This is a genomic window from Variovorax sp. V93 (genome assembly GCF_041154485.1).
Classification (GTDB): Bacteria; Pseudomonadota; Gammaproteobacteria; order Burkholderiales; family Burkholderiaceae_C; genus Variovorax; species Variovorax beijingensis_A.
Genome location: NZ_AP028669.1, coordinates 4,467,705 through 4,486,550, shown reverse-complemented (window position 1 = coordinate 4,486,550; position 18,846 = coordinate 4,467,705). Strand labels below are relative to the sequence as shown.

20 protein-coding genes are annotated in these 18,846 nt (G+C 68.5%); 6 read left to right on the top strand and 14 right to left on the bottom strand.

Annotated features, from left to right (window positions below):
• The first annotated feature begins 28 nt into the window (after positions 1 to 28).
• Positions 29 to 769, top strand: coding sequence for a 5-oxoprolinase subunit PxpA (gene pxpA / locus ACAM54_RS21280; RefSeq protein ID WP_369648854.1), 741 nt, complete (start codon positions 29 to 31; stop codon positions 767 to 769).
• Positions 770 to 789: 20 nt separating this feature from the next.
• Positions 790 to 1,449, top strand: coding sequence for a pyroglutamyl-peptidase I (gene pcp / locus ACAM54_RS21275; protein WP_369648853.1), 660 nt, complete (start codon positions 790 to 792; stop codon positions 1,447 to 1,449).
• Here pcp and ACAM54_RS21270 read toward each other — a convergent pair.
• Positions 1,437 to 2,138 (bottom strand): alpha/beta fold hydrolase, encoded by a 702-nt coding sequence (locus tag ACAM54_RS21270; protein WP_369648852.1) that lies wholly within the window; start codon positions 2,136 to 2,138, stop codon positions 1,437 to 1,439. The two genes, pcp and ACAM54_RS21270, sit on opposite strands and share 13 nt — an antisense overlap.
• Positions 2,139 to 2,265: 127 nt before the next feature.
• Here ACAM54_RS21270 and ACAM54_RS21265 point away from each other — a divergent pair, with 127 nt between their 5' ends.
• Positions 2,266 to 2,958 carry a histidine phosphatase family protein gene (locus ACAM54_RS21265; RefSeq protein ID WP_145740314.1) on the top strand — a complete coding sequence of 231 codons (693 nt, stop codon included), beginning with the start codon at positions 2,266 to 2,268 and terminating at the stop codon, positions 2,956 to 2,958.
• Positions 2,959 to 2,964: 6 nt separating this feature from the next.
• Here ACAM54_RS21265 and ACAM54_RS21260 read toward each other — a convergent pair whose 3' ends face one another.
• From ACAM54_RS21260 to ACAM54_RS21250, 3 genes are all read right to left on the bottom strand, one after another.
• Entirely contained in the window at positions 2,965 to 4,560 is a 1,596-nt protein-coding gene (locus ACAM54_RS21260; RefSeq protein WP_369648851.1) for an amidohydrolase family protein, read from the bottom strand.
• 113 nt (positions 4,561 to 4,673) lie between these two features.
• Entirely contained in the window at positions 4,674 to 6,032 is a 1,359-nt protein-coding gene (locus tag ACAM54_RS21255; RefSeq protein WP_369648850.1) for a tetratricopeptide repeat protein, read from the bottom strand.
• Between the two features lie 31 nt (positions 6,033 to 6,063).
• A complete protein-coding gene (locus ACAM54_RS21250; protein ID WP_192322454.1) occupies positions 6,064 to 6,462 on the bottom strand; it encodes a tautomerase family protein in 399 nt (132 codons plus the stop codon).
• A gap of 112 nt (positions 6,463 to 6,574) precedes the next feature.
• Between ACAM54_RS21250 and ACAM54_RS21245 the strand changes: the two genes are divergently transcribed.
• Entirely contained in the window at positions 6,575 to 7,444 is an 870-nt protein-coding gene (locus ACAM54_RS21245) for a LysR family transcriptional regulator (RefSeq protein ID WP_369648849.1), read from the top strand.
• A 37-nt stretch (positions 7,445 to 7,481) separates the two neighbouring features.
• The gene (locus ACAM54_RS21240) at positions 7,482 to 8,108 is read left to right on the top strand and encodes a YitT family protein (RefSeq protein WP_145740323.1); all 627 of its coding nucleotides are present in this window, start codon (positions 7,482 to 7,484) and stop codon (positions 8,106 to 8,108) included.
• Positions 8,109 to 8,144: 36 nt separating this feature from the next.
• Here ACAM54_RS21240 and ACAM54_RS21235 read toward each other — a convergent pair whose 3' ends face one another.
• The 7 genes from ACAM54_RS21235 to ACAM54_RS21205 all read right to left on the bottom strand — a co-directional run bounded on the left by ACAM54_RS21235 (position 8,145) and on the right by ACAM54_RS21205 (position 16,513).
• Positions 8,145 to 9,560 (bottom strand): amidase, encoded by a 1,416-nt coding sequence (locus tag ACAM54_RS21235; RefSeq protein WP_369648848.1) that lies wholly within the window; start codon positions 9,558 to 9,560, stop codon positions 8,145 to 8,147.
• Positions 9,557 to 11,044: an ABC transporter substrate-binding protein gene (locus ACAM54_RS21230; RefSeq protein WP_369648847.1), complete on the bottom strand. Its 1,488-nt coding sequence runs from the start codon at positions 11,042 to 11,044 to the stop codon at positions 9,557 to 9,559. The genes ACAM54_RS21235 and ACAM54_RS21230 overlap by 4 nt, the downstream gene beginning before the upstream one ends.
• A gap of 205 nt (positions 11,045 to 11,249) precedes the next feature.
• Positions 11,250 to 12,734: an ABC transporter substrate-binding protein gene (locus tag ACAM54_RS21225; RefSeq protein ID WP_369648846.1), complete on the bottom strand. Its 1,485-nt coding sequence runs from the start codon at positions 12,732 to 12,734 to the stop codon at positions 11,250 to 11,252.
• A 134-nt stretch (positions 12,735 to 12,868) separates the two neighbouring features.
• On the bottom strand, positions 12,869 to 13,699 hold the full coding sequence (locus ACAM54_RS21220) for an ATP-binding cassette domain-containing protein (RefSeq protein ID WP_192322459.1): 831 nt from the start codon (positions 13,697 to 13,699) through the stop codon (positions 12,869 to 12,871).
• Positions 13,696 to 14,685, bottom strand: a complete 990-nt coding sequence (locus tag ACAM54_RS21215; protein WP_369648845.1) for an ABC transporter ATP-binding protein — start codon at positions 14,683 to 14,685, stop codon at positions 13,696 to 13,698. Before ACAM54_RS21215 ends, ACAM54_RS21220 begins: the two co-directional genes overlap by 4 nt.
• A gap of 5 nt (positions 14,686 to 14,690) precedes the next feature.
• On the bottom strand, positions 14,691 to 15,566 hold the full coding sequence (locus ACAM54_RS21210; protein WP_145740333.1) for an ABC transporter permease: 876 nt from the start codon (positions 15,564 to 15,566) through the stop codon (positions 14,691 to 14,693).
• On the bottom strand, positions 15,563 to 16,513 hold the full coding sequence (locus ACAM54_RS21205; protein ID WP_145740334.1) for an ABC transporter permease: 951 nt from the start codon (positions 16,511 to 16,513) through the stop codon (positions 15,563 to 15,565). The genes ACAM54_RS21210 and ACAM54_RS21205 overlap by 4 nt, the downstream gene beginning before the upstream one ends.
• A 63-nt stretch (positions 16,514 to 16,576) precedes the next feature.
• Between ACAM54_RS21205 and ACAM54_RS21200 the strand changes: the two genes are divergently transcribed.
• Positions 16,577 to 16,876: a YfhL family 4Fe-4S dicluster ferredoxin gene (locus ACAM54_RS21200; protein WP_192322461.1), complete on the top strand. Its 300-nt coding sequence runs from the start codon at positions 16,577 to 16,579 to the stop codon at positions 16,874 to 16,876.
• Here ACAM54_RS21200 and ACAM54_RS21195 read toward each other — a convergent pair.
• From ACAM54_RS21195 to ACAM54_RS21185, 3 genes are all read right to left on the bottom strand, one after another.
• On the bottom strand, positions 16,862 to 17,356 hold the full coding sequence (locus ACAM54_RS21195) for a hypothetical protein (protein WP_369648844.1): 495 nt from the start codon (positions 17,354 to 17,356) through the stop codon (positions 16,862 to 16,864). The genes ACAM54_RS21200 and ACAM54_RS21195 overlap by 15 nt on opposite strands.
• Positions 17,357 to 17,407: 51 nt before the next feature.
• Entirely contained in the window at positions 17,408 to 18,040 is a 633-nt protein-coding gene (gene pth, locus ACAM54_RS21190) for an aminoacyl-tRNA hydrolase (RefSeq protein ID WP_145740337.1), read from the bottom strand.
• Between the two features lie 74 nt (positions 18,041 to 18,114).
• Positions 18,115 to 18,783, bottom strand: coding sequence for a 50S ribosomal protein L25/general stress protein Ctc (locus ACAM54_RS21185; RefSeq protein ID WP_145740340.1), 669 nt, complete (start codon positions 18,781 to 18,783; stop codon positions 18,115 to 18,117).
• Positions 18,784 to 18,846: the final 63 nt, after the last annotated feature.

The following is an 18,846-nucleotide window of genomic DNA, read 5'->3' as shown; positions in this document are numbered from 1 at the left end:
GTCCGCCTTGACGAAGGAACAAAGCTCTATGCAAATCGACCTGAATGCCGACCTCGGCGAAGGCGCCGGCAGCGACGAAGCACTGCTCGGCCTCGTGAGCTCGGCCAACATCGCATGCGGCTGGCATGCCGGCGACCCCAAGACCATGCGGCAATGCGTGCGCTGGGCCATCGAGCACGGCGTGGCCATCGGCGCCCATCCGAGCTTTCCCGACCGCGAGAACTTCGGCCGCAGCACCATGCACCTGCCCCCCGACGAGATCGTGGCCAACGTGCTCTACCAGGTCGGCGCGCTGGCCGCGATCGCCAAGGCCGAAGGCGGCCAGCTCTCGCACGTGAAGGCGCACGGGCAGCTCTACAACCAGGCGGTGAAGGAGCCCGAACTCGCCGACGCGCTCTGCGAAGCGGTGCGGCGTTTCGACCCTTCGCTGCGGTTCTTCGGCCTCGCGGGCAGCGGCATGATCGACGCCGCGCGCCGCGCCGGCCTCACGCCCGTCGAAGAGGTGTTTGCCGATCGCGGCTACATGCCCGACGGCAGCCTGGTGCCGCGCAGCCAGCCCGGCGCGCTGATCGAGGACGAAGAACAGTCGCTGGCCCAGACGCTTTCGCTGGTGCGCGACCGCAAGGTGACGGCCATCGACGGCAGCATCGTGCCGGTCAATGCCCAGACCGTGTGCCTGCATGGCGACGGCGCCCACGCGCTGGCTTTTGCGCGCCGCATCCGCGACCGCCTGCAGCAAGAGGGCATCGCAGTTCGCGCGACCGCCTGAGCGCCCTCTCTGTTCAAGCCGTGGCACAGCGAACCAATGTCCTGCTGACCGGGTTCGATCCTTTCGACCGCGAAGCCCTCAATCCCTCATGGGAAGCCGCGCGCGCACTCGACGGCTGGAAGTGCGGCCGTGCTGCCGTGCATGCGCGCCAGATGCCCTGCGTGTTCGGCCAGGCCATCGAGGCGCTGGCCAGTGCGATGGACGAGCTGCAGCCCCGGCTGGTGCTGTGCATCGGACAGGCCGGCGGCCGCGCCGAGATCACGCCCGAGCGGGTGGCCATCAACATCGACGACGGCCGCATTGCCGACAACGCGGGCCGGCAGCCCATCGACGTGCCCGTGGTGCCTGGTGCGCCTGCGGCGTATTTCTCGACGCTGCCGATCAAGGCCATGGTGCGCGACCTGCGCGCGGCCGGCATTCCGGCGTCGGTCTCGAACACGGCCGGCACCTTCGTCTGCAACCATCTCTTCTACGGCCTGATGCACCGCATCGCCACGCATCCGGCGGCCGGGCTGCGCGGCGGCTTCATCCACATTCCCTACCTGCCCGAGCAGGCCGCGCGTTTTCCCGGCGCGCCGAGCATGTCGCTCGCCACCATGGTCGAGGGGCTGCGCATCGCGGTCGCCACAGCGCTGGCCGTTGAAAAGGACGTGGCCGAAACCGGCGGTCAGCTCCACTGAGCGAGCCAGGCGAGCAGCGCCGCATTGACGAAAGCGGGCTTCTCCATCGTCAGCATGTGGCCGCATTGCGCCACCCACACCACCTCGGCATGCGGCACCAGCGCCGCGATCTCGCGCGTGCAGTCGGGCGGGGTCAGCCGGTCCGTGTCGCCGCAGACCAGCAGCACCGGCGCTCGCAGAGAGGGCAGGTGGGTGCGTGCGTCGGGGCGCCGCATCACCGCGCGGTTCTGGGTGATGAGCTGCTGCGTGCCGGCGTCCAGCACGATGTCGACGTAGCGCTGCACCAGCGCCTCATCGGCGGCCTGTGCCGGGTGGAACGCAAACACGACGTTGGGCTCGATCACGTCGCGCAGCTCGCCGCGCTCGAACAGTTCGATCGCGCTTTCGCGCAGTTCGTACATCTCGGGCGCCTCGGGCCGTGCGTTGGTGCCCAGCAGTGCGAGCCCCGCGATGCGATCCGGCGCCTGCCGCGCAGCTTCCATCGCGACCATGCCGCCCATCGACGCGCCGCAGAGCAGCAGCGGGCCGGGGTTCTCGCGCAGCACGGCCGCGGCCATGGCTTCGATGGTGTCGTGCCGCATGTGGGCGTCGCTCACGCGCGTTTCGAACAGGGGCGCGAGCGCGGGAATCTGGGCCTCCCAGATGCGCTCGTCGCAGGCAAGGCCGGGCAGCAGGACAAGGTGGGGCATGGCCGGATTTTGCGCCATCGCCGGCGCGGCGAGCGCGGCGCTGTTCGAGTTGCAGGTGGCGGCCCTGCAACAGATGCAGCCACCCAGGTCCCCGAGCGTCACGCACGCAGTGGAGAATGGGCACTCCATGCCCATGCCTCCACCCGACTCCGCGACCGAACTCATCCTGATCCGCCACGGCGAGACCGCCTGGAACCGCGAGCTGCGCTTCCAGGGGCATGCCGACGTGCCGCTCAACGACATCGGCCACGAGCAGGCGCGCCGCCTCGGACTGCGCCTGGCGGGCGAGACCGCGCAGCACATCATCAGCAGCGACCTCATGCGCGCGCAGCAGACCGCCGCGCCGGCCGCGCTGCAGCTGTCGCTGCCGGTGGTCACGTCGGCGGGCTTGCGCGAGCAGTACTTCGGCATCGTCGAAGGCATGCGGGCCGACGAGATCCAGGCGCTGCATCCGCGTGCCTGGGAGCAATGGCTGGAGTTCCGCGAGGACCACGCCATGCCCGAAGGCGAGACGGCGCGCGAATTCCACACCCGCATCGTCGCGGCCATCGGCGCACTGGCTGCTGCGCACCGGGGGCAGCGGCTGGTGGTCGTCACGCACGGCGGCGTGCTCGACATGGTGTGGCGCACCGCGCGCGGGCTCAGCCTGAGCGGGCCGCGCCAGAGCGACATTCCCAACGCGGGCTTCAACCGCATCCGCATTGCCGATCCCGCCATGCCCGATGCCATCGAAATTCTCGACTGGGCCGACACGCGGCACCTGGCCGACCTGCCGCCGCAGCCGACCTACGACCAGCGGCGGCATCTGAAGAAGAGCTGAGCCGCCTCAGGTGCAGCTGCCGGCCTTCGGCGTGCGCAGCAGCGGCTGGCCCGCGCCCACGCCCGTGGGCTTGCCGGCATCCACCGCCAGGCGGCCGTTCACCAGCACCGCGACCACGCCTTCCGACAGCAGTGCCGGCTGCGTGTAGGTGGCCCTGGCGGCATAGCGTGCGGGGTCGAACACGACCACGTCGGCGTAGTAGCCCGGCCGCAGGTGCCCGCGCTGTCGGAGCCCCAGCGTGTCCGCGGTCAGCGACGAGCTGCTGCGGATGAACTGGCCCATCGAGATCGTGTGTTCCTTCACCACGTACTGGTCGTACTTGCGCGCGAAGGTGCCGTAGGCGCGCGGATGGCCCAGCGAGGAGTCGGACGAGGTCATGACCCACGGCCGCTTCATGAACGCGCGCACGTCGTCGTCGCTCTGGTTGAACGAGGCGATCATCAGGTCGCCGTCGCGCAGCACGGCGATGGCGGCATCCACCGGATCGGCATTCGAGGCCTTGGCCACGTCGGCCAGCGTCTTGCCCATGTACCTGGTGCTGCCGGCCGAGAACAGGATGGTCTCCGGACCGCCGCGCAGGCGCAGGTTCTCGCGCATGCCGGTGCGCAGGCGCTCCTGGACGGCCGGGTCGTCGAAGCGCTTGAGCATTGCCGCGCGGCCGCCATCGACCGCCCAGGGCGGCACGAGCGCGGCCGAGAAACGCGTGCTCGATGCCGTCCACGGATAGTGGTCGGCCGTGATGTCGAGGCCGGCGGCGCGCTCCTTCTCGATGCGGCGGATGATGTCGCCGCTCTGGCCCTGCACGTCCACGCCCAGTGCCTTGATGTGCGCCACATGCACCGGCAGGCGGGCTTCGCGGCCGATGCGGATCACTTCCTCGATGGCGCCCTTGAGCCCGATGTTGTACATCGACTCGTCGCGGATGTGGCTGTCGTAGAGCCCGCCGTGATGGGCCGCGACTTTCGCGAGCTCGATCACTTCCTCGGTCTTCGAGAAATTCTGCGGCGGATAGAAAAGCCCGGTCGAAAGCCCCAGCGCGCCGTCGCACATGGCGCGGCTCACGTGCCGGCGCATGGCGTCGAGCTGCTCGGGCGTGGGCGTACGGTTGGCTTCGCCGAGCTGGTCGATGCGCACGGGGCCGAAGCCCACGTACATGGCGACGTTGGTTCCAACGGGCGCCGATCGCAGGCGCTGCGTCTGCGCGGCGATGTCGAAACCGCCGAAGCCGTCGTTGCCGATGACCGCGGTGGTCACGCCCTGGGTGAGAAAGGGAATGTTCAGGCGCTTGTGCGGATCGGTGGAATGCAGGTCGGCATCGGCGTGGGTGTGCGCATCGATGAAGCCCGGCGCCACGACCAGGCCGGCCGCGTCGATGGTTCGCCGCGCGCTGAACTGTGGCGGCGCCTTCCGGCCAGCGAAGACGATGCGGTCGCCCGCGATGCCGACGTCGCCCACCACGGGCTCGTCCGAATCGCCGGTGTAGACGGTGCCTCCGCGCAGCAGCAGGTCGAGCTCGACGAGGGCATCGGTTGCGCCGGGGGCTGCGGATGAGAGGCTTGCCAAAGCCGCGGAGATGGCGAGCACGACGACTGATTTCTGCATGGGAGGGAGCCCGGAGCGATGTGGAGCGGGCAGTTTAGAAGTCGCCCCCGCGCGTCCGTTAATTCCTTTTGCGCCACCTCCCATGACCGGAATGCATGGCCTTCGCCCGCGCCTCAGGGACGGGGAGCGAGCTGCCCGAGGCCGAGCCGCGCATAGACCTCGCCGGCCTGGCGCCGCAGGCGCAGCGATTCGGGCTGGCCGTTGAGCTGCTGCTGCAGGATGCCCTGGGCGCCCGCGAGCGCGGCCTGGCTGCCGATGCGTATGAGCGCATCGAGGTACACCTGCTCGAACAGGTCGCGCTGCGCATGGCTGCCGCCGATCTCGACCAGGCGCGGCAGGGCGCTGCCGAGTCCTTCGATGGTGGAGGCGAAATCGCCGCGCGCATGGGCAACGAGCCCGCGCGCGGCCGGCACGCACACGCTCTGCCAGGCGGCGCGCGTCGAGAGCGGCGCGCGCGGCGCATGGGCCTCGATGTTGCGCAGCAACGCATCGGCTTCAGGGCGCCCGGCGCGCGCCAGGCCATACAGGTACTGCAGGTCGAGGAAAGGCAGCACATGGTCGGTGGTGCGCTGCAGCAGGTGGCCCGCCACGTCGTCCCACCGCGCGCCCACCTCGATGCCCGCGAGTTCGAAGCGCGCCAGCAGCGAGACGGCGCCGATCTGGTCCTGCGAATAGTCCTTCACCACGCCCCACACCTCGCGGTCGTAGAGCGCGAGCGCTTCGTCGTCGCGGCCGAGCTCGATCAGGAACAGCGCCACGTGCCACCAGTTGTGCGTGACCATGAACGAATTGAGACCGCTCCAGGTGTCGCTCACGCCCTGCATGAAGGCCAGCCCTTCGCGGAGCCGGCCTTCGGTGAGCATCACATGCGCCAGCGCATGGTGCGCCCAAGGCTCCTTGCGGCACATGCCGATGGCGTGGCGCGCGCTGGCCTCGGCCTCGCGCATCAGGTGGCATTGCTCGTAGCCGAAGGCGGCCATGCCGTGCACATAGGGCACCTCGGGCGCGGCCGGCAGCGCGGCGAGCGCGAGCCGGAGCATGCCCGGACAGTCGCCGGTGTTGAAGCAGTGGTATTGCCCCAGCTTCACCGACACCAGGTCGCGTGGGTATTCCCGTGCCTGCTCGGCGTGCAGGGCGATGGCCTTGGCGATGTCGCCCTCGGCCCAGGCCTCGATGGCTGCGATGTAGCGCCGCTCGCGCGGCGTGGCGCGCCCGGACGCGGCGCGGGCCCTTGCGAGGAAGGGGCGTGCATTGGCTGCGGCGTCGCGCGATTCCGCAAAGAGGTGCAGCGTTGCGCAGTAGGCCTGCACCATGGGGCTCGCGTCGCGGTCGGCGAGGGCCAGCAGGTTGACCGCGCGCGCCTCGGTCGACACGAAGCCCATGACGAAGTCCTCGACCAGCGGCAGGCTGGCCGCATCGTCGAGCGTGAGCGGGTTGCCGAAGCTGTCGGCGTGCAGGGTGGCGGAGGGCATGGCCGGATGGTGCCATGCCCCGCCACAGGCTTCAAACGCCCGCTTGCTGGTGGCGGTACTCCTGCGTCTTTCCGCCGTAGCCGTAGGCCGCGCCGCGGGCGTCGATCACATGGATGTACGACACCTCGTGCAGATCGGGCCGCAGCCGCGCCATGGCCGCATGCACCTCGCGCAGGTAGCGTGCCTTCTCGGCCTTGGTGTTGGTTTCGTCGGTGACGCTGATGTCGAGGTGAAAGGCCGACTTGCCGAGCGAGGCCAGCGACTGCCCGCCGATGAACCATGTGTCGGCGGCGATGTACTGCACCGTGATGGCGATCACCGGCAATTGCTTGCCGAGCACGCTCTGGGTCAGTTCGGCGACCGCGTCAACGGTCTTGCGCGTGAGCTGGGCGTCGGGTTCGCCCGAGAGGTGGACAACGATGTGCGGCATAGGGAACTCCATGAAGGGATGAGTGAACGATGGGGCTATTGTGGGAATTCCCATGACATCGGAAAAGCGGGAAGATATGATGGAATCCATCGGATATGCGGATGGATGAACCATGCAGACCTTCGACCTGGAACAGCTTCGCACCCTGGCCGCGGTGATCGATGCCGGCAGCCTCACGGCCGCGGCGCCGCGCGTCTTCCTGTCGCAATCGTCGGTCAGCGAGCAGATCCGCAAGCTCGAGCAGCGGGCGGGGCAGTCGCTGCTCACGCGCAGCAAGGCCGGCGTGGCGCCGACCGAGGCCGGCACGCGGCTCCTGGCCTATGCGCGCCGCATCCTCGCGCTCAGCGACGAGGCATTCCGCGACCTGCATGGCGAGACGCTGCAGGGCGAACTGCGGCTCGCCGTGACCGACTACTTTCGTCCCGGCGATCTCACGCGGCTGCTGGGGCGCCTTGGCGAGAGCTATCCGCAGGTGCGGCTGCACGTGAGCATCATGAAGAGCGACGCGCTGCGCGCCGCCTATGCGCACGGCGATTTCGACGTGGGGCTGGCGATGAACATTGCCGGGTCATCGCCATCGCCCGAGCAGGGTGCGAAGGCACCGGTGATCCGGCGCGAATCGCTCGCGTGGCTCGGCGCGGCCGGCATGCGGCTCGCGCGCGGCGAGCCGGTCCGGCTGCTCGCCTTGCCGGATACCTGCTCATTGCATCAGTACACCGTGGCGCTGCTGCGGCGGCGGCGCGTGCCGTATGTGCTGGCACACGTGGCCTCGGGCGTGGCGGGATTGCAGTCGGCGCTGGCCGCGGGGCTGGGGGTGGCCTGCCTTAACGAATCGGCGGTGTGCGACGGGGTCGCCCGGCTCGCGCCGCCGCACGGCCTGCCGGCCCTGCCCCGGGTCGCGTTCCAGTTCCTGCCCGCGCGCCGCGGAGAGACCGAATTCGTGACGCGCGCGCGGGAGATGCTGGCAACCCACCTGGTCTGAGGCCGCCGGGTGGCGCGGGATTTGCGTCAGGTCCGCCATGGATGCGCCACAACCCACCACGCGGCCCGAACTGCTGCGTCACTCCCGCTTCGACGACGCGCAGGCCATCTTTTCGGGCACGCTGTTCGTTGCCATTGCCATGATGCTGTTCGGCCAGGCGGGGCTGCTCACGGGCGGCACGGCCGGTGTCGCATTCCTCTTGCACTACGCCACGGGCGTGAGCTTCGGCAAGGTGTTCTTCCTGGTGAACCTGCCGTTCTACTGGTTCGCATGGCGCCACATGGGAAGGGCCTTCACGGTCAAGACCTTCTCGGCGATTGCGCTGCTGTCGGTGATGACCGACTGGGCGCCGCGCTACATCTCGATCGATTCGCTGCACCCGGCTTTCGCAGCGGTGCTCGGCGGCCTGCTGTTGGGCACCGGCTGCCTGTTCCTCGCGCGCCATCGCGCGAGCCTGGGCGGCGCGACGGTGCTGACGCTGTACCTGCAGGAAAAGCGCGGCTGGCCCGCCGGCAAGGTACAGATCGGCATCGACTGCACGGTGGTGCTGCTCGCGCTGTTCGTGATTCCGCCGCAGCGCGTGGGCTGGTCGGTGCTGGCTGCGGTGGTGATGGGGCTTTTTCTATGGATAAACCACAAGCCGGGGCGCTACGCCGCGACTTGATTTTCTGGCGCTGCTGTTTTGTTCAGGCGCTGTTGTTCAAGGCGACACAGGCCAGGGCCGCTGCGGCTCCCGTATCTGCTCGAACGCACGCGACACGCGCAGCACGCCAAGGTCGTCGAAGCGCTGCCCTGCGATCTGCAGCCCGATCGGCAATCCGCCCGCCGAGTAGCCGCAGTTCACCGACGAAGCCGGCTGCTCCGACATGTTGAACGGCACCGTGAAGCCGATGTGCTCCAGGGGCCGCAACGGATCGTTGGTGGGCGAAGGCGCCTCCGCGGCCGCGGGCATGTTCGGCGACACCGGCGAGATCACGTAGTCGAAGCGTGCGCAGGCCTGCACCGTGGCCACGCGCGTCGCATGGAACTGGCTGAAGCCGCGGAACACGTGCTCGCCGCTGAATTCGGCCGCGCTCTCGGCCCACTCGCGGATGTAGGGCAGCACCTTGGCGCGCTGGTCGGGGCGCAGCGCCTTCATGTCCACCAGCGAGCGCATGCGCCACAGGTGGTCCATGCCGTCGAGCATGGCTTGCGACATGAACGGCTGCATCGGTTCGACGATGGCGCCCGCCTTTTCGAACAGGCGCGCCGCATGCTCGACCGCCGCCTGGATCTCGGGCTCGACCGCGAGGCCGCAGCCCGCGTCCAGCAGCAGCCCGATGCGCAGTCCGCGCAGGTGGTCGGGCGATACGTCGAAGCTCTCCCAGGCTATGTCCTGCGGCGGCAGGCTCATGCTGTCGCGTGCATCGGGCTTCGAAAGCACCTGCATCATCAGCGCGGCATCGCCGACGCTGCGCGTCATCGGACCGGCCGCGCGGCCCATGTAGGGCGGATCGATCGGGATGCGGCCCAGGCTCGGCTTGAGCGTGAAGATGCCGCACCAGCTCGCGGGCAGCCGGAGCGACCCGCCGATGTCGGTGCCGATGTGCAGCGGGCCATAGCCCGCGGCGGCCGCGGCACCGGCGCCGGCGCTCGAGCCGCCGGGGGTCCGGCTCAGGTCCCAGGGGTTGCGCGCCAGCGTGTGGAAGCTCGAAAGCCCCGAAGACAGCATGCCGTAGTCCGGCATGGTGGTCTTGCTCACGATCACCGCGCCGGCTTCCTTCAGGCGCGCGGCGGGCGGTGCATCGGCGGCCGCCGGCTTCAGGTCGACGGCGGCCGTGCCGGCCGGCATCGGATCGCCGCGGGTCGCGATGTTCTCCTTGATGGTGGCCGGCACGCCGTCGAGCGGGCCGAGCGCGTCGCCGCGCTGCCAGCGTGCTTCCGAGGCGCGCGCCTGCTCGAGCGCGGCTTCGGGCCTGAAGAGCCAGGTGGCCTGCAGCTTGGGCTCGCAGCGCTCGATCTGCGCGATGACGGCCTGCGTGACCTCGACAGGGGACAGGCGCCTGTCGCGATAGGCGGCGGAGAGTTCCTGTGCGGAAAGCTCGTTCAGTGAAGAAGATGACACGTCGGCACTCATCCCCATGACAGCGCCGAGAGGTCGTTCACGAAGATCGGGTTCTCCTTCCACAGGCCCTTCACGTTCTTCTTCGCGATGGTGGGGAACTGCGGCTGGTAGAGGAAGCCGTTGGCCGCGTCGACCGCCAGCATCTTCTGCGCTTCGCCGAGCAGCTTGTTGCGCTCGGCGGCATTGGCCGTGGTCTTGATCTTGTCGAACAGCGCGTTGAAGGCCTTCGACTGGTAGCCCCAGTAGTAGTCGGGCTTGGCGTAGTTGCCGAGGTCGAAGGGCTCGACGTGCGAAACGATCGACAGGTCGTAGTCCTTGTTGCCGTAGGTGCCGCTGAGCCACTGCGCCCACTCCACGTTCTGCACCTTGACCGTGATGCCGATCTTGGCGAGCTGCGCCACGATCACCTCGCCGCCCTGGCGCGCGTAGGGCGGCGGCGGCAGCGTCATGGTGAGTTCGAGCGGCGTCTTCACGCCGGCCTCGGACATCAGCTTCTTGGCCTTCTCGACGTCGAAGGGGTTGAGGCCCGTGGTGTCGACATAGCCTGCGGCACCCGGCACGTAGTGGCTGCCGATCGGCACGCCGAAGCCGTCGGCCGCGCCCTCGATCACGGCCTTGCGGTCGATGGCCGCGAGGATGGCGCGGCGCACGCGCACGTCGTCGAGCGGCTTCTTCTTGTTGTTGATCGACAGGATGGTCTTCGCGCGCGAGCCGGCCAGGATCACCTGGAACTGCGGATTCATCTTGAACTGCGGCACCGCGCGGGTGCCGATGCGCGTGAACACGTCGACGTCGCCGGCCATCAGCGCGGCGGCCTGCGCGGCCGTGTCGGATATGAAGCGGAAGGTGACCTTGTTGATCTTGGCCGTGGCCGGGCTGCGGAAGCCCTCCCACTTGCTCAGCGTGATCGACGAGCCCTTGGCCCAGCTGTCGAGCTTGTAGGGGCCGGTGCCGACCGGCTTGGTGGCGTTGCCGTCGGCGCTCTTGGGCTCGACGATCACGGCCGTGGCCTGGCCCAGCACGAAGGGCAGGTCGGGGTCGATTTCCTTGTTGATGACCACCACCGTGTAGTCGTCCACCACCTGCGTGCTCAGGTTCGCGAAGGTGCGCTTGTCCTTGTTGGTGCTCTTCTCGCCGCCGGCGCGGTCGAAGGAGAACTTCACGGTGGCGGCATTGAAGGGCTCGCCGTTCTGGTACTTGACGCCGCGGCGGAGCTTGAAGGTGTAGGTCTTCAGGTCGGGCGAGACTTCCCAGCTCTCGGCCAGCAGCGGCGCGACGCTGCCGTCGGCGTTGATCTTGGTGAGCGTCTCCAGGATGTTGTAGTGCACCACCTCCGCGATGGCGGCTGCGGCGCCGGCGGTCGGATCGAGCCCCGGCGGCTCGAGCGCCATGCCGATCACGATGGCGTCCTTCCGCCCCTGCGCCATGCCGGCGATGGGAGAGGCCAGCGCCACGGTGGCGCCAGCGGTGGCAAGGAGGGTGCGACGGTTCAACATACGTTGTGATCTCCGGAAAAACGATGGGTGCGAATGGCTGCTTCCCATGCGCGGCGCGCCCCGATTGGAGGCGCGGCGGCACGAAGGAAGGACACGCAGCACGAAAGATGCCACGCGCGGGCAGCGAGCCATTCTCTCGCAGCGCAGGCTTTGGCGCTGGGCCGCGCAGGGGCTTTTTCCTCGGGACGTTCCCGGATGCCGGACCTCAGCTCCAGGAGAGCGCGGCGATGTCGTTGACGAAGATCGGCGTGTCCTTCCAGAGCCCGCGCAGGCCGCGCGCCGCCACCGTGATGAACTGCGGCTGGTAGAGGAAGACATTGGCCGCGTCCTCGGCCAGCAGGCGCTGCGCATCGCCCAGGTAGCGCAGCCGGTCGGCGGTGCGCGCGCTGTTGCGCGCCTTGTCGAACACCTCGTTGAACCTGGCCGACTGGTAGCCCCAGTAGTACTCGGGCTTGGTGTAGTTCACGAGGTCGAAGGGTTCCACGTGCAGGATCAGCGAGAGGTCGTAGTTCTTGTTGCCGTAGGTGCCGCTGATCCACTGCGCCCACTCGACGTTCTGGATCCTGGCGACGATGCCCACCTTGGCCAGTTGCGCGGCAATGAGCTCGCCGCCCTGCCGCGCATAGGGCGGGGGCGGCAGCACCAGCTCGAGTTCGAGCGGCGTCTTCACGCCTGCCTCGGCCAGGAGCTGCTTCGCCTTCTCGACGTTGTAGGGGTTGATGCCCGTGGTGTCGACGTAGCCCGGCGCGCCCGGCACGTAGTGGCTGCCGATGGGCACGCCGCGGCCGTCCGCGGCGGCCTCGATCACCGCCTTGCGGTCGATGGCCGCGGCAATCGCGCGGCGCACGCGCACGTCGTCGAGCGGCTTGCGCCTGTTGTTGATGGCCAGGATGGTCTTGCCGCGCGAGGCATTGAACAGCACCTGGAAGCGCTTGTCGTTCTGGAACTGCGGCAGGCTGCGCGAGACCGAGGCGTGCGGGAACAGGTCGACGTCGCCCGAGAGCAATGCCGTCGCCTGTGCGGCCGGCTCGGAAATGAAGCGGAAGCTCGCCTTGCGGATCTGCACCGCGTCGGCGTTGCGGTACCCCTCCCACTTGGCGAGCACGATGGCCGAGCCCTTGGCCCAGCCGTCGAGCCGGTAGGGGCCGGTGCCCACGGGCTTGACGGCGTTCGTCTCCACCGTCTTGGGCTCGACCATGATGGCCGAGGCCTGGCCCAGCAGGAAGAGCAGCTCGGGCTCGATCTCCTTGCTGATCAGCACCACCGTGTGCTGGTCGACCACCTGCGTGGCGATGTTGGTGAAGGTGCGCTTGTCCTTGTTGGTGCTGTTGGCCGCAGCGGCGCGGTCGAACGAGAACTTGACGGTGTTCGCGTCGAAGGGCTCGCCGTTGTGGAACTTCACGCCGCGCCGCAGCTGGAAGGTGCAGGTCTTGAGGTCGGGCGAGACTTCCCAGCGCTCGGCCAGCAGGGGCGAAACGCTGCCGTCGGAATTGATCTTCGTGAGCGTCTCGAAGACGTTGTAGAGAACCACCTCTGCAATCTCGGCACCGGCCTTGGCCGTGGGGTCGAGCCCGGTGGGCTCCAGCGTGAGCGCCAGCACCAGCGCGTCCTTTTTTCTTTGCGCGAAGGCGGTTGCAGGCAGCGCCAGGGCTGCGGCCCCGGTGGCGAGCAGGGTGCGTCGTTTGAGCATGAAGCGGCGTCCTCGGAACAAGCGGCAGGCATCTTGCGCGAGAGAGGGCGGCCGCGCAACCAGATGCTTATGACCCACTCATCCTAGAGTCGGCGCGCGAAGCTTCGATGTCAGGCCACCGCCCGGCGGAGTGTTCAGGCCGCCAGCAGCGTGCCGCCGGCGGGCGTGCGCGGCACCGCCTCGAGCAGCGTGCGCGTGTACGGATGCTGCGCATGGCGGAACAGCTCGCCGGGCGGGCCCTGCTCGACGATCTTGCCTTTCCACACCACGCAGACCTCGTCGCACAGATGGTTCACCACCGCAAGGTCGTGGCTGATGAGCAGGTAGCTCACGCCGAACTGCTGCTGCAGGTCCTGCATGAGGTTGAGCACCTGGGCCTGCACCGACACGTCGAGCGCGCTCACGGGCTCGTCGGCCACGATGAGCTTGGGCCGCGTGATGAGCGCGCGCGCAATCGCGATGCGCTGGCGCTGCCCGCCCGAGAATTCGTGCGGGTACTTGTCCATGTCGGTGGTGCGCAGGCCCACGGCGGCCAGCGCCTCGGAGGCGCGCTCGCGCTGCTCGGCGCGGCTGGATTCGGCCAGCGCTTCGAGTGGCTCGGCGACGATGCGCGCCACGGTCTGGCGCGGATCGAGCGAGCCGTAGGGGTCCTGGAACACCATCTGGAAGTCGCGCCGCGCCGTGCGCAGCTCGCCCTTGGGCAACCGATGCAGGTCGCGGCCCAGCATGCGCACGCTGCCCGAGGTGGGCGTGTCGAGCGCCATCACCAGGCGTGCGATGGTCGACTTGCCCGAGCCCGATTCGCCCACGATGCCCAGGCTGCGGCCCGCTGCGACGCTGAAGCTGACGCCGTTGAGCGCCTTCACCAGCGGCGGCGGCCCGAAGAGCTTTTCGCGCGGCAGGGCGTAGTGGCGAACAAGGTCCGTCACCTCGAGCAGGGGCTGCGTGCTGGTGGGCTGATTCATGGTGCCAGGGCGCCTTCTGCGGCAATTTCCTCGAGCCGGATGCAGCGCACCGCGTGCGCGTGCCGCAGCACGGTGGGTGGCGGCCGCATCGTGTGGCAGGCATCGACCGTGTACTTGCAGCGGCCCGCAAAAGGGCAGCCCGGCGGCAGGTCGACCAGTTCGGGCACGCTGCCCCGGATGGTGGCCAGGCGAATGCCGCGCGGCGCGCCGAGCGCCGGCCGCGCCGCGAACAGGCCCTGCGTATAGGGATGCGCGCGCTCGGCGAACACGGTTTCGGTCGGGCCGCTCTCGACCACGCTGCCGCCGTACATCACCAGCATCTTCGAGACGCTCTGCGCAATCACGCCCAGGTCGTGCGAGATCAGGATCAGTGCCATGCCGCGCTCCGCGACCAGGCCCTGGATCAGTTCGAGGATCTGCTTCTGGATGGTGACGTCCAGCGCCGTGGTGGGCTCGTCGGCAATCAGCAGGTCGGGGCCGCAGGCCAGCGCCATGGCGATGCCGATGCGCTGGCGCTGCCCGCCCGAGAACTGGTGCGGATAGGCATCGAGCCGCGAAGCCGCATCGGGAATGCCCACGCGCTCGAGCAGCGCCAGCACTTCCTTGCGCGCTGCGGCGCCCGTGAGCCCGCGGTGCAGCCGCAGCGGCTCGCCGACCTGCCGCGCAATGGTGTGCACCGGGTTCAGCGCCGTCATCGGCTCCTGGAAGATCATGCCGATGCGGTTGCCGCGGATCTGGCACATGGCTTTTTCGTCGCGGCCGACGAGCTCGGCGCCGTCGAAGCGGATGCTGCCGCTGACCTCGGCGGTCGACGGCAACAGGCCCATCAGCGACATCACCGTGATCGACTTGCCGCAGCCCGACTCGCCCACGATGCCCAGCGTTTCGCCGCGCTCGAGCGTGAAGCCGATGCCGCGCACGGCCTCGGCGGGGCCGCGCTGCGTTTGCAGTTTGACATGCAGGTCCTGGACTTCGAGAAGAGGCATATCGCTTAGCGGGCGCGCGCAAGGCGCGGATCGAGCAGGTCGCGCAGCCCGTCGCCGAGCAGGTTGAGACCGAGCACCGCCATGGCAATGGCCATGCCGGGGAACACCGCGAGCAGCGGTGACTGGAACATCATCGTCTGCGCCTCGCTGAGCATGCGGCCCCACGAGGGCTGCGGCGGCTGCGTGCCCAGCCCGAGGTAGGAAAGGGCGGCCTCGGCCAGGATGGCGATCGCGAAGCGGATCGTGATCTGCACGATCAGCACCGCCGAGATGTTGGGCAGCACATGCTGCATCGTGATGGCGAACGAACCCTTGCCGCAGGCGCGCGCGGCCGCCACGTACTCGCGCGACCAGATGGCATTGGCCGAGGCGCGCGTGATGCGGGCAAAGGTCGGGATGTTGTAGATGCCGATCGCGATGATCGCGTTGACGATGCCGGCGCCGAACACCGCCGTCATCATGATGGCCGACAGGATGGCCGGAAACGCGAGCGAGAAATCGGTGAGCCGCATGATCGCTTCCTCGACCCAGCCGCGCCGCGCCGCTGCGAGCAGGCCCAGCGCCGTGCCGACGACAAGGCCGATGCCCACCGCGATGACGCCCACCAGGATGGACGCCCGCGCGCCCACGAGCAGCAGCGAGGCCACGTCGCGTCCAAAGGTGTCGGTGCCCAGCCAGTGCGCGCCCGAGGGCGGCTTGAGCTTGCTGGCCATGTCCATCTCGTAGGGCGACCAGGGCGTCCACACCAGCGAGACGGCGGCGGCCAGCAGCAGGAGCAGCGTCAGCACGCCGCCGAGCACGAAGCTGCGGTGCCTGAGCGCGCGGCGCCAGAAGCCCGGCACCTTGAGCGCCGCTGCGCTCGGAGCGGTTATCGCGGTCATATGTCGCTCGCCTTGATGCGCGGATCGATCACGGCATAGAGCACGTCGACCACGAAATTCACGATGACCACCAGGGCCGCGAGCAGCATCACGCAATTGCGCACCACGATCAGGTCGCGGTTGCTGATGGCCTGGAAGATCAGCCGGCCCAGGCCCGGCAGGTAGAACACGTTCTCCACCACGATGGTGCCGGCCAGCAGCTCGGAAAACTGCATGCCCATGACCGTGACCACCGGGATCATCGCGTTGCGCAGCACATGGGTCCAGAGCACCGCGCGTTGCGAAACGCCCTTGGCCCGCGCCGTGCGCACGAAGTCTTCGCGCATCACCTCGAGCACCGCCGAGCGCGTGATGCGCGCGAGGATCGCGGCCTGCACCACCGCCAGCGACAGCGCCGGCAGCAGCAGGGACTTGAGGCCCGCGAAGATGCCTTCGCCCCAGCCCTCGAAGCCGCCGGCCGAGAACCACTGCAGCTGCACCGAGAACACCAGGATCAGCAGGATCGCGAACCAGAAATTGGGAATGGCGATGCCCACCTGCGTGAGCCCCATCAGGCCCACGTCGCCGAGCTTGTTGTGGCGCGCGGCGGCGGTCACGCCCACCAGCAGCGCGAGCACCGTGGTGAAGGCCATCGCGAGCAGCGCGAGCGGCACGGTCAGCGCGAGGCGTTCGAGGATGAGGTCGAGCACCGGCGAGCTGTAGGCGTAGCTGTCGCCCAGGTTGCCGGTCAGGAGGCCCGCGATCCAGTGCCAGTAGCGCGTCCAGGCCGGCTGGTCGAGCCCGAGCTTGGTGGCCAGGGCGGCGACCGCCTCGGGCGCGGCGTCGGGCCCCATGAGCATCTGCGCGGCATTGCCGGGCAGGATCTCGAGGACGAGGAAGACGATGACCGAGGCGCCGATCAGCGTACCGATCAGCGTGGCGAGGCGCTTGAAAATGAACAGGCTCATGGGGCGGGGCGCAGCATAACCCGACTCGTGCAACAACCGTGCCTTGTTCGCGATAATCGGGGCATGGCTCTCATGATCACCGACGAATGCATCAACTGCGATGTCTGCGAGCCCGAGTGCCCGAACGATGCGATCTACATGGGCGCGGAGTTCTACGAGATCGACCCGCACAAGTGCACCGAATGCGTCGGCCACTTCGACGAGCCGCAGTGCGTGCAGGTCTGCCCGGTGGCGTGCATCCCGATCAACCCGGCGCACGTGGAAAGCCGCGAAACGCTCTGGCAGAAGTTCGAGCGGCTCGCCGCGGCCAAGGCAAAGGCCGCGGCCGCCGAGCCGCCTCAGGCGCCCTCAGCCGGCGCCTGAATCATTCCGCTTTTTCCTGCGGCTGTTGCCTTGCGCGGCGGCAGGCCTGTCGTTGGCCGCACCGCTGAAGCGCGGGCTCGATTTGCGGGGTTCCGCGCCGAGTCTCTGGGCGCGCGCCCGCGCCAGCTGTTCGGAAGACGCGAGCCGGCGTTCGGCCATGGCGGCCTGCCGGGCATCGTGCGCCGAGCGGCGGCTGCGCTCGTAGGCCTCTTTTTCCTGCGACAGGCGGATGCGCTCGAGCTGGTCGGCGCGCTGCTCGGCGCGGCGCGTGGCGGCATCGGCCGCGCGGCGGTCCGCCTCGGTGCGCGCGTCGTCCAGCGCCAGCTGCTTTCCGCCTTCGCAGGGACGGTCCGTGTAGGTGTTGCCGCAGCGGTAGGTCTCGGACCTTCCCTGCGCCGCGACGGGCATCCAGAAAGTGCCGCAGGCCGCCAGAAGCAAGGCGGCACCCATTGCTTTCCTGGCCCTGGTCTTATTTTTCATTTCTTTTTCTCTCCCTTTTCTTTTCTCTCCCGCGCTCTCGTGGCCGGCTGACTAGGCTGTAGCGGGTGTGCCTCCGTCGCCGGGCTCCCGCCGCGGCGGTTTGGGCCGGGGCGGTTTGCTCGTGTGGATGATCAAGGTGGCTTTTTCCATTTCGCCCGCCACCAGCGCGGGCGCCGCGTGCAGCGTGCGCACGATCGCGTCCTCGATGGCTTCGCGCTGTTCCTTGAGCGGCTTCTTGAGCACCCAGTTGATGACCTCCGACTTCACGCCGGGGTGTCCGATGCCCAGGCGCAGGCGCCAGTAGTCGCCGGTGCCCAGCTGCGCATGGATGTCGCGCAGGCCGTTGTGGCCCGCATGGCTGCCGCCGAACTTGAGCTTGGCCTGGCCGGGCACCACGTCGAGCTCGTCGTGCACCACGAGGATTTCCTCGGGCGCGATCTTGAAGAAGCGCGCAAGCGCGCCCACCGATTTGCCCGACAGGTTCATGAAGGTCTGCGGCTCCAGCAGCCAGACGCTTTGCCCGTCGATGTTCGCGCGCGCCGCAAGGCCGTGGTAGCTGCGCTCGGGCACGAGGTTGAGCTTCCAGTCGCGCGCCAGGGCGTCGATCCACCAGAAGCCCGCGTTGTGCCGGGTGGCTTCGTATTCAGGCCCCGGATTCCCGAGGCCGACAAACAGCTTGATCATGAGGGGAATTATCTCGCCGCCCAAAAAGCAGAAGGCCCGCACGAGGCGGGCCTTCTGCAGGGACGCGAGGGAAATTACTTCTTCGCGGCGGGCTTTGCCGTCTTGGCGGCAGGCTTGCCACCGGCTGCTGCTGCGCCTTCGGCAGGTGCTGCACCTTCGGCGGCGGGGGCCGGCTCTTCGGAGACCAGCGGCGGCACGGCCGACACGATGACGGGGTTCAGCTTGCCGTGGCTCACGAACTTCACGCCCTTGGGCAGCTTGATGTCGCTCACGTGCAGCGTGGCGTTCTTCTTGAGGCTCGAGAGGTCCACCTCGATGAACTCGGGGAGGTCGGCCGGCAGGCAGCTGACTTCGAGTTCGTTCATGACGTGGGTCACGAGGTTGTGGTCGAGCTTGACGGCGTCGGACTCTTCTTCACCCTTGTAGTGAAGCGGCACCTTCATGTGCATGCGGGTCTTGGCGTCGACGCGCTGGAAGTCGATGTGCTGCACCAGCTGGCGGAACGGGTGGTACTGCACGTCGCGCAGCAGCACCTTGCTGGTGGCGCCGCCGAGTTCCATTTCGAGGATCGACGAGTGGAAGGCTTCCTTCTTGAGGGCGTGCCACAGCGCGTTGTGATCGAGCTCGATCAGCTGGGGCTTGCCTTCACCACCGTAGACGATACCGGGCGTCTTGCCCGAGATGCGGAGACGGCGGCTCGCACCCGTGCCCTGCTTGGCGCGCTCAAAAGCGACGAATTTCATAACTACTCCTGTAGGAGTCCACCGCGACCAGTGCGACTCCGGTTCAACAAGGGCGCCATTCCG

Excerpts from the sequence above, each read along its gene's own strand:
- ACAM54_RS21200 (WP_192322461.1), top strand. The coding sequence starts at position 16,577 with ATGGCTCTCATGATCACCGACGAATGCATCAACTGCGATGTCTGCGAG.
- ACAM54_RS21235 (WP_369648848.1), bottom strand. The coding sequence starts at position 9,560 with ATGAGTGCCGACGTGTCATCTTCTTCACTGAACGAGCTTTCCGCACAG.
- ACAM54_RS21270 (WP_369648852.1), bottom strand. The coding sequence starts at position 2,138 with ATGCCCCACCTTGTCCTGCTGCCCGGCCTTGCCTGCGACGAGCGCATC.
- ACAM54_RS21205 (WP_145740334.1), bottom strand. The coding sequence starts at position 16,513 with ATGAGCCTGTTCATTTTCAAGCGCCTCGCCACGCTGATCGGTACGCTG.
- ACAM54_RS21185 (WP_145740340.1), bottom strand. The coding sequence starts at position 18,783 with ATGAAATTCGTCGCTTTTGAGCGCGCCAAGCAGGGCACGGGTGCGAGC.
- ACAM54_RS21195 (WP_369648844.1), bottom strand. The coding sequence starts at position 17,356 with ATGAAAAATAAGACCAGGGCCAGGAAAGCAATGGGTGCCGCCTTGCTT.
- ACAM54_RS21255 (WP_369648850.1), bottom strand. The coding sequence starts at position 6,032 with ATGCCCTCCGCCACCCTGCACGCCGACAGCTTCGGCAACCCGCTCACG.
- ACAM54_RS21240 (WP_145740323.1), top strand. The coding sequence starts at position 7,482 with ATGGATGCGCCACAACCCACCACGCGGCCCGAACTGCTGCGTCACTCC.
- ACAM54_RS21250 (WP_192322454.1), bottom strand. The coding sequence starts at position 6,462 with ATGCCGCACATCGTTGTCCACCTCTCGGGCGAACCCGACGCCCAGCTC.
- ACAM54_RS21215 (WP_369648845.1), bottom strand. The coding sequence starts at position 14,685 with ATGCCTCTTCTCGAAGTCCAGGACCTGCATGTCAAACTGCAAACGCAG.
- ACAM54_RS21225 (WP_369648846.1), bottom strand. The coding sequence starts at position 12,734 with ATGCTCAAACGACGCACCCTGCTCGCCACCGGGGCCGCAGCCCTGGCG.
- pth (WP_145740337.1), bottom strand. The coding sequence starts at position 18,040 with ATGATCAAGCTGTTTGTCGGCCTCGGGAATCCGGGGCCTGAATACGAA.
- pxpA (WP_369648854.1), top strand. The coding sequence starts at position 29 with ATGCAAATCGACCTGAATGCCGACCTCGGCGAAGGCGCCGGCAGCGAC.
- ACAM54_RS21220 (WP_192322459.1), bottom strand. The coding sequence starts at position 13,699 with ATGAATCAGCCCACCAGCACGCAGCCCCTGCTCGAGGTGACGGACCTT.
- ACAM54_RS21245 (WP_369648849.1), top strand. The coding sequence starts at position 6,575 with ATGCAGACCTTCGACCTGGAACAGCTTCGCACCCTGGCCGCGGTGATC.
- ACAM54_RS21230 (WP_369648847.1), bottom strand. The coding sequence starts at position 11,044 with ATGTTGAACCGTCGCACCCTCCTTGCCACCGCTGGCGCCACCGTGGCG.
- ACAM54_RS21210 (WP_145740333.1), bottom strand. The coding sequence starts at position 15,566 with ATGACCGCGATAACCGCTCCGAGCGCAGCGGCGCTCAAGGTGCCGGGC.
- ACAM54_RS21265 (WP_145740314.1), top strand. The coding sequence starts at position 2,266 with ATGCCCATGCCTCCACCCGACTCCGCGACCGAACTCATCCTGATCCGC.
- ACAM54_RS21260 (WP_369648851.1), bottom strand. The coding sequence starts at position 4,560 with ATGCAGAAATCAGTCGTCGTGCTCGCCATCTCCGCGGCTTTGGCAAGC.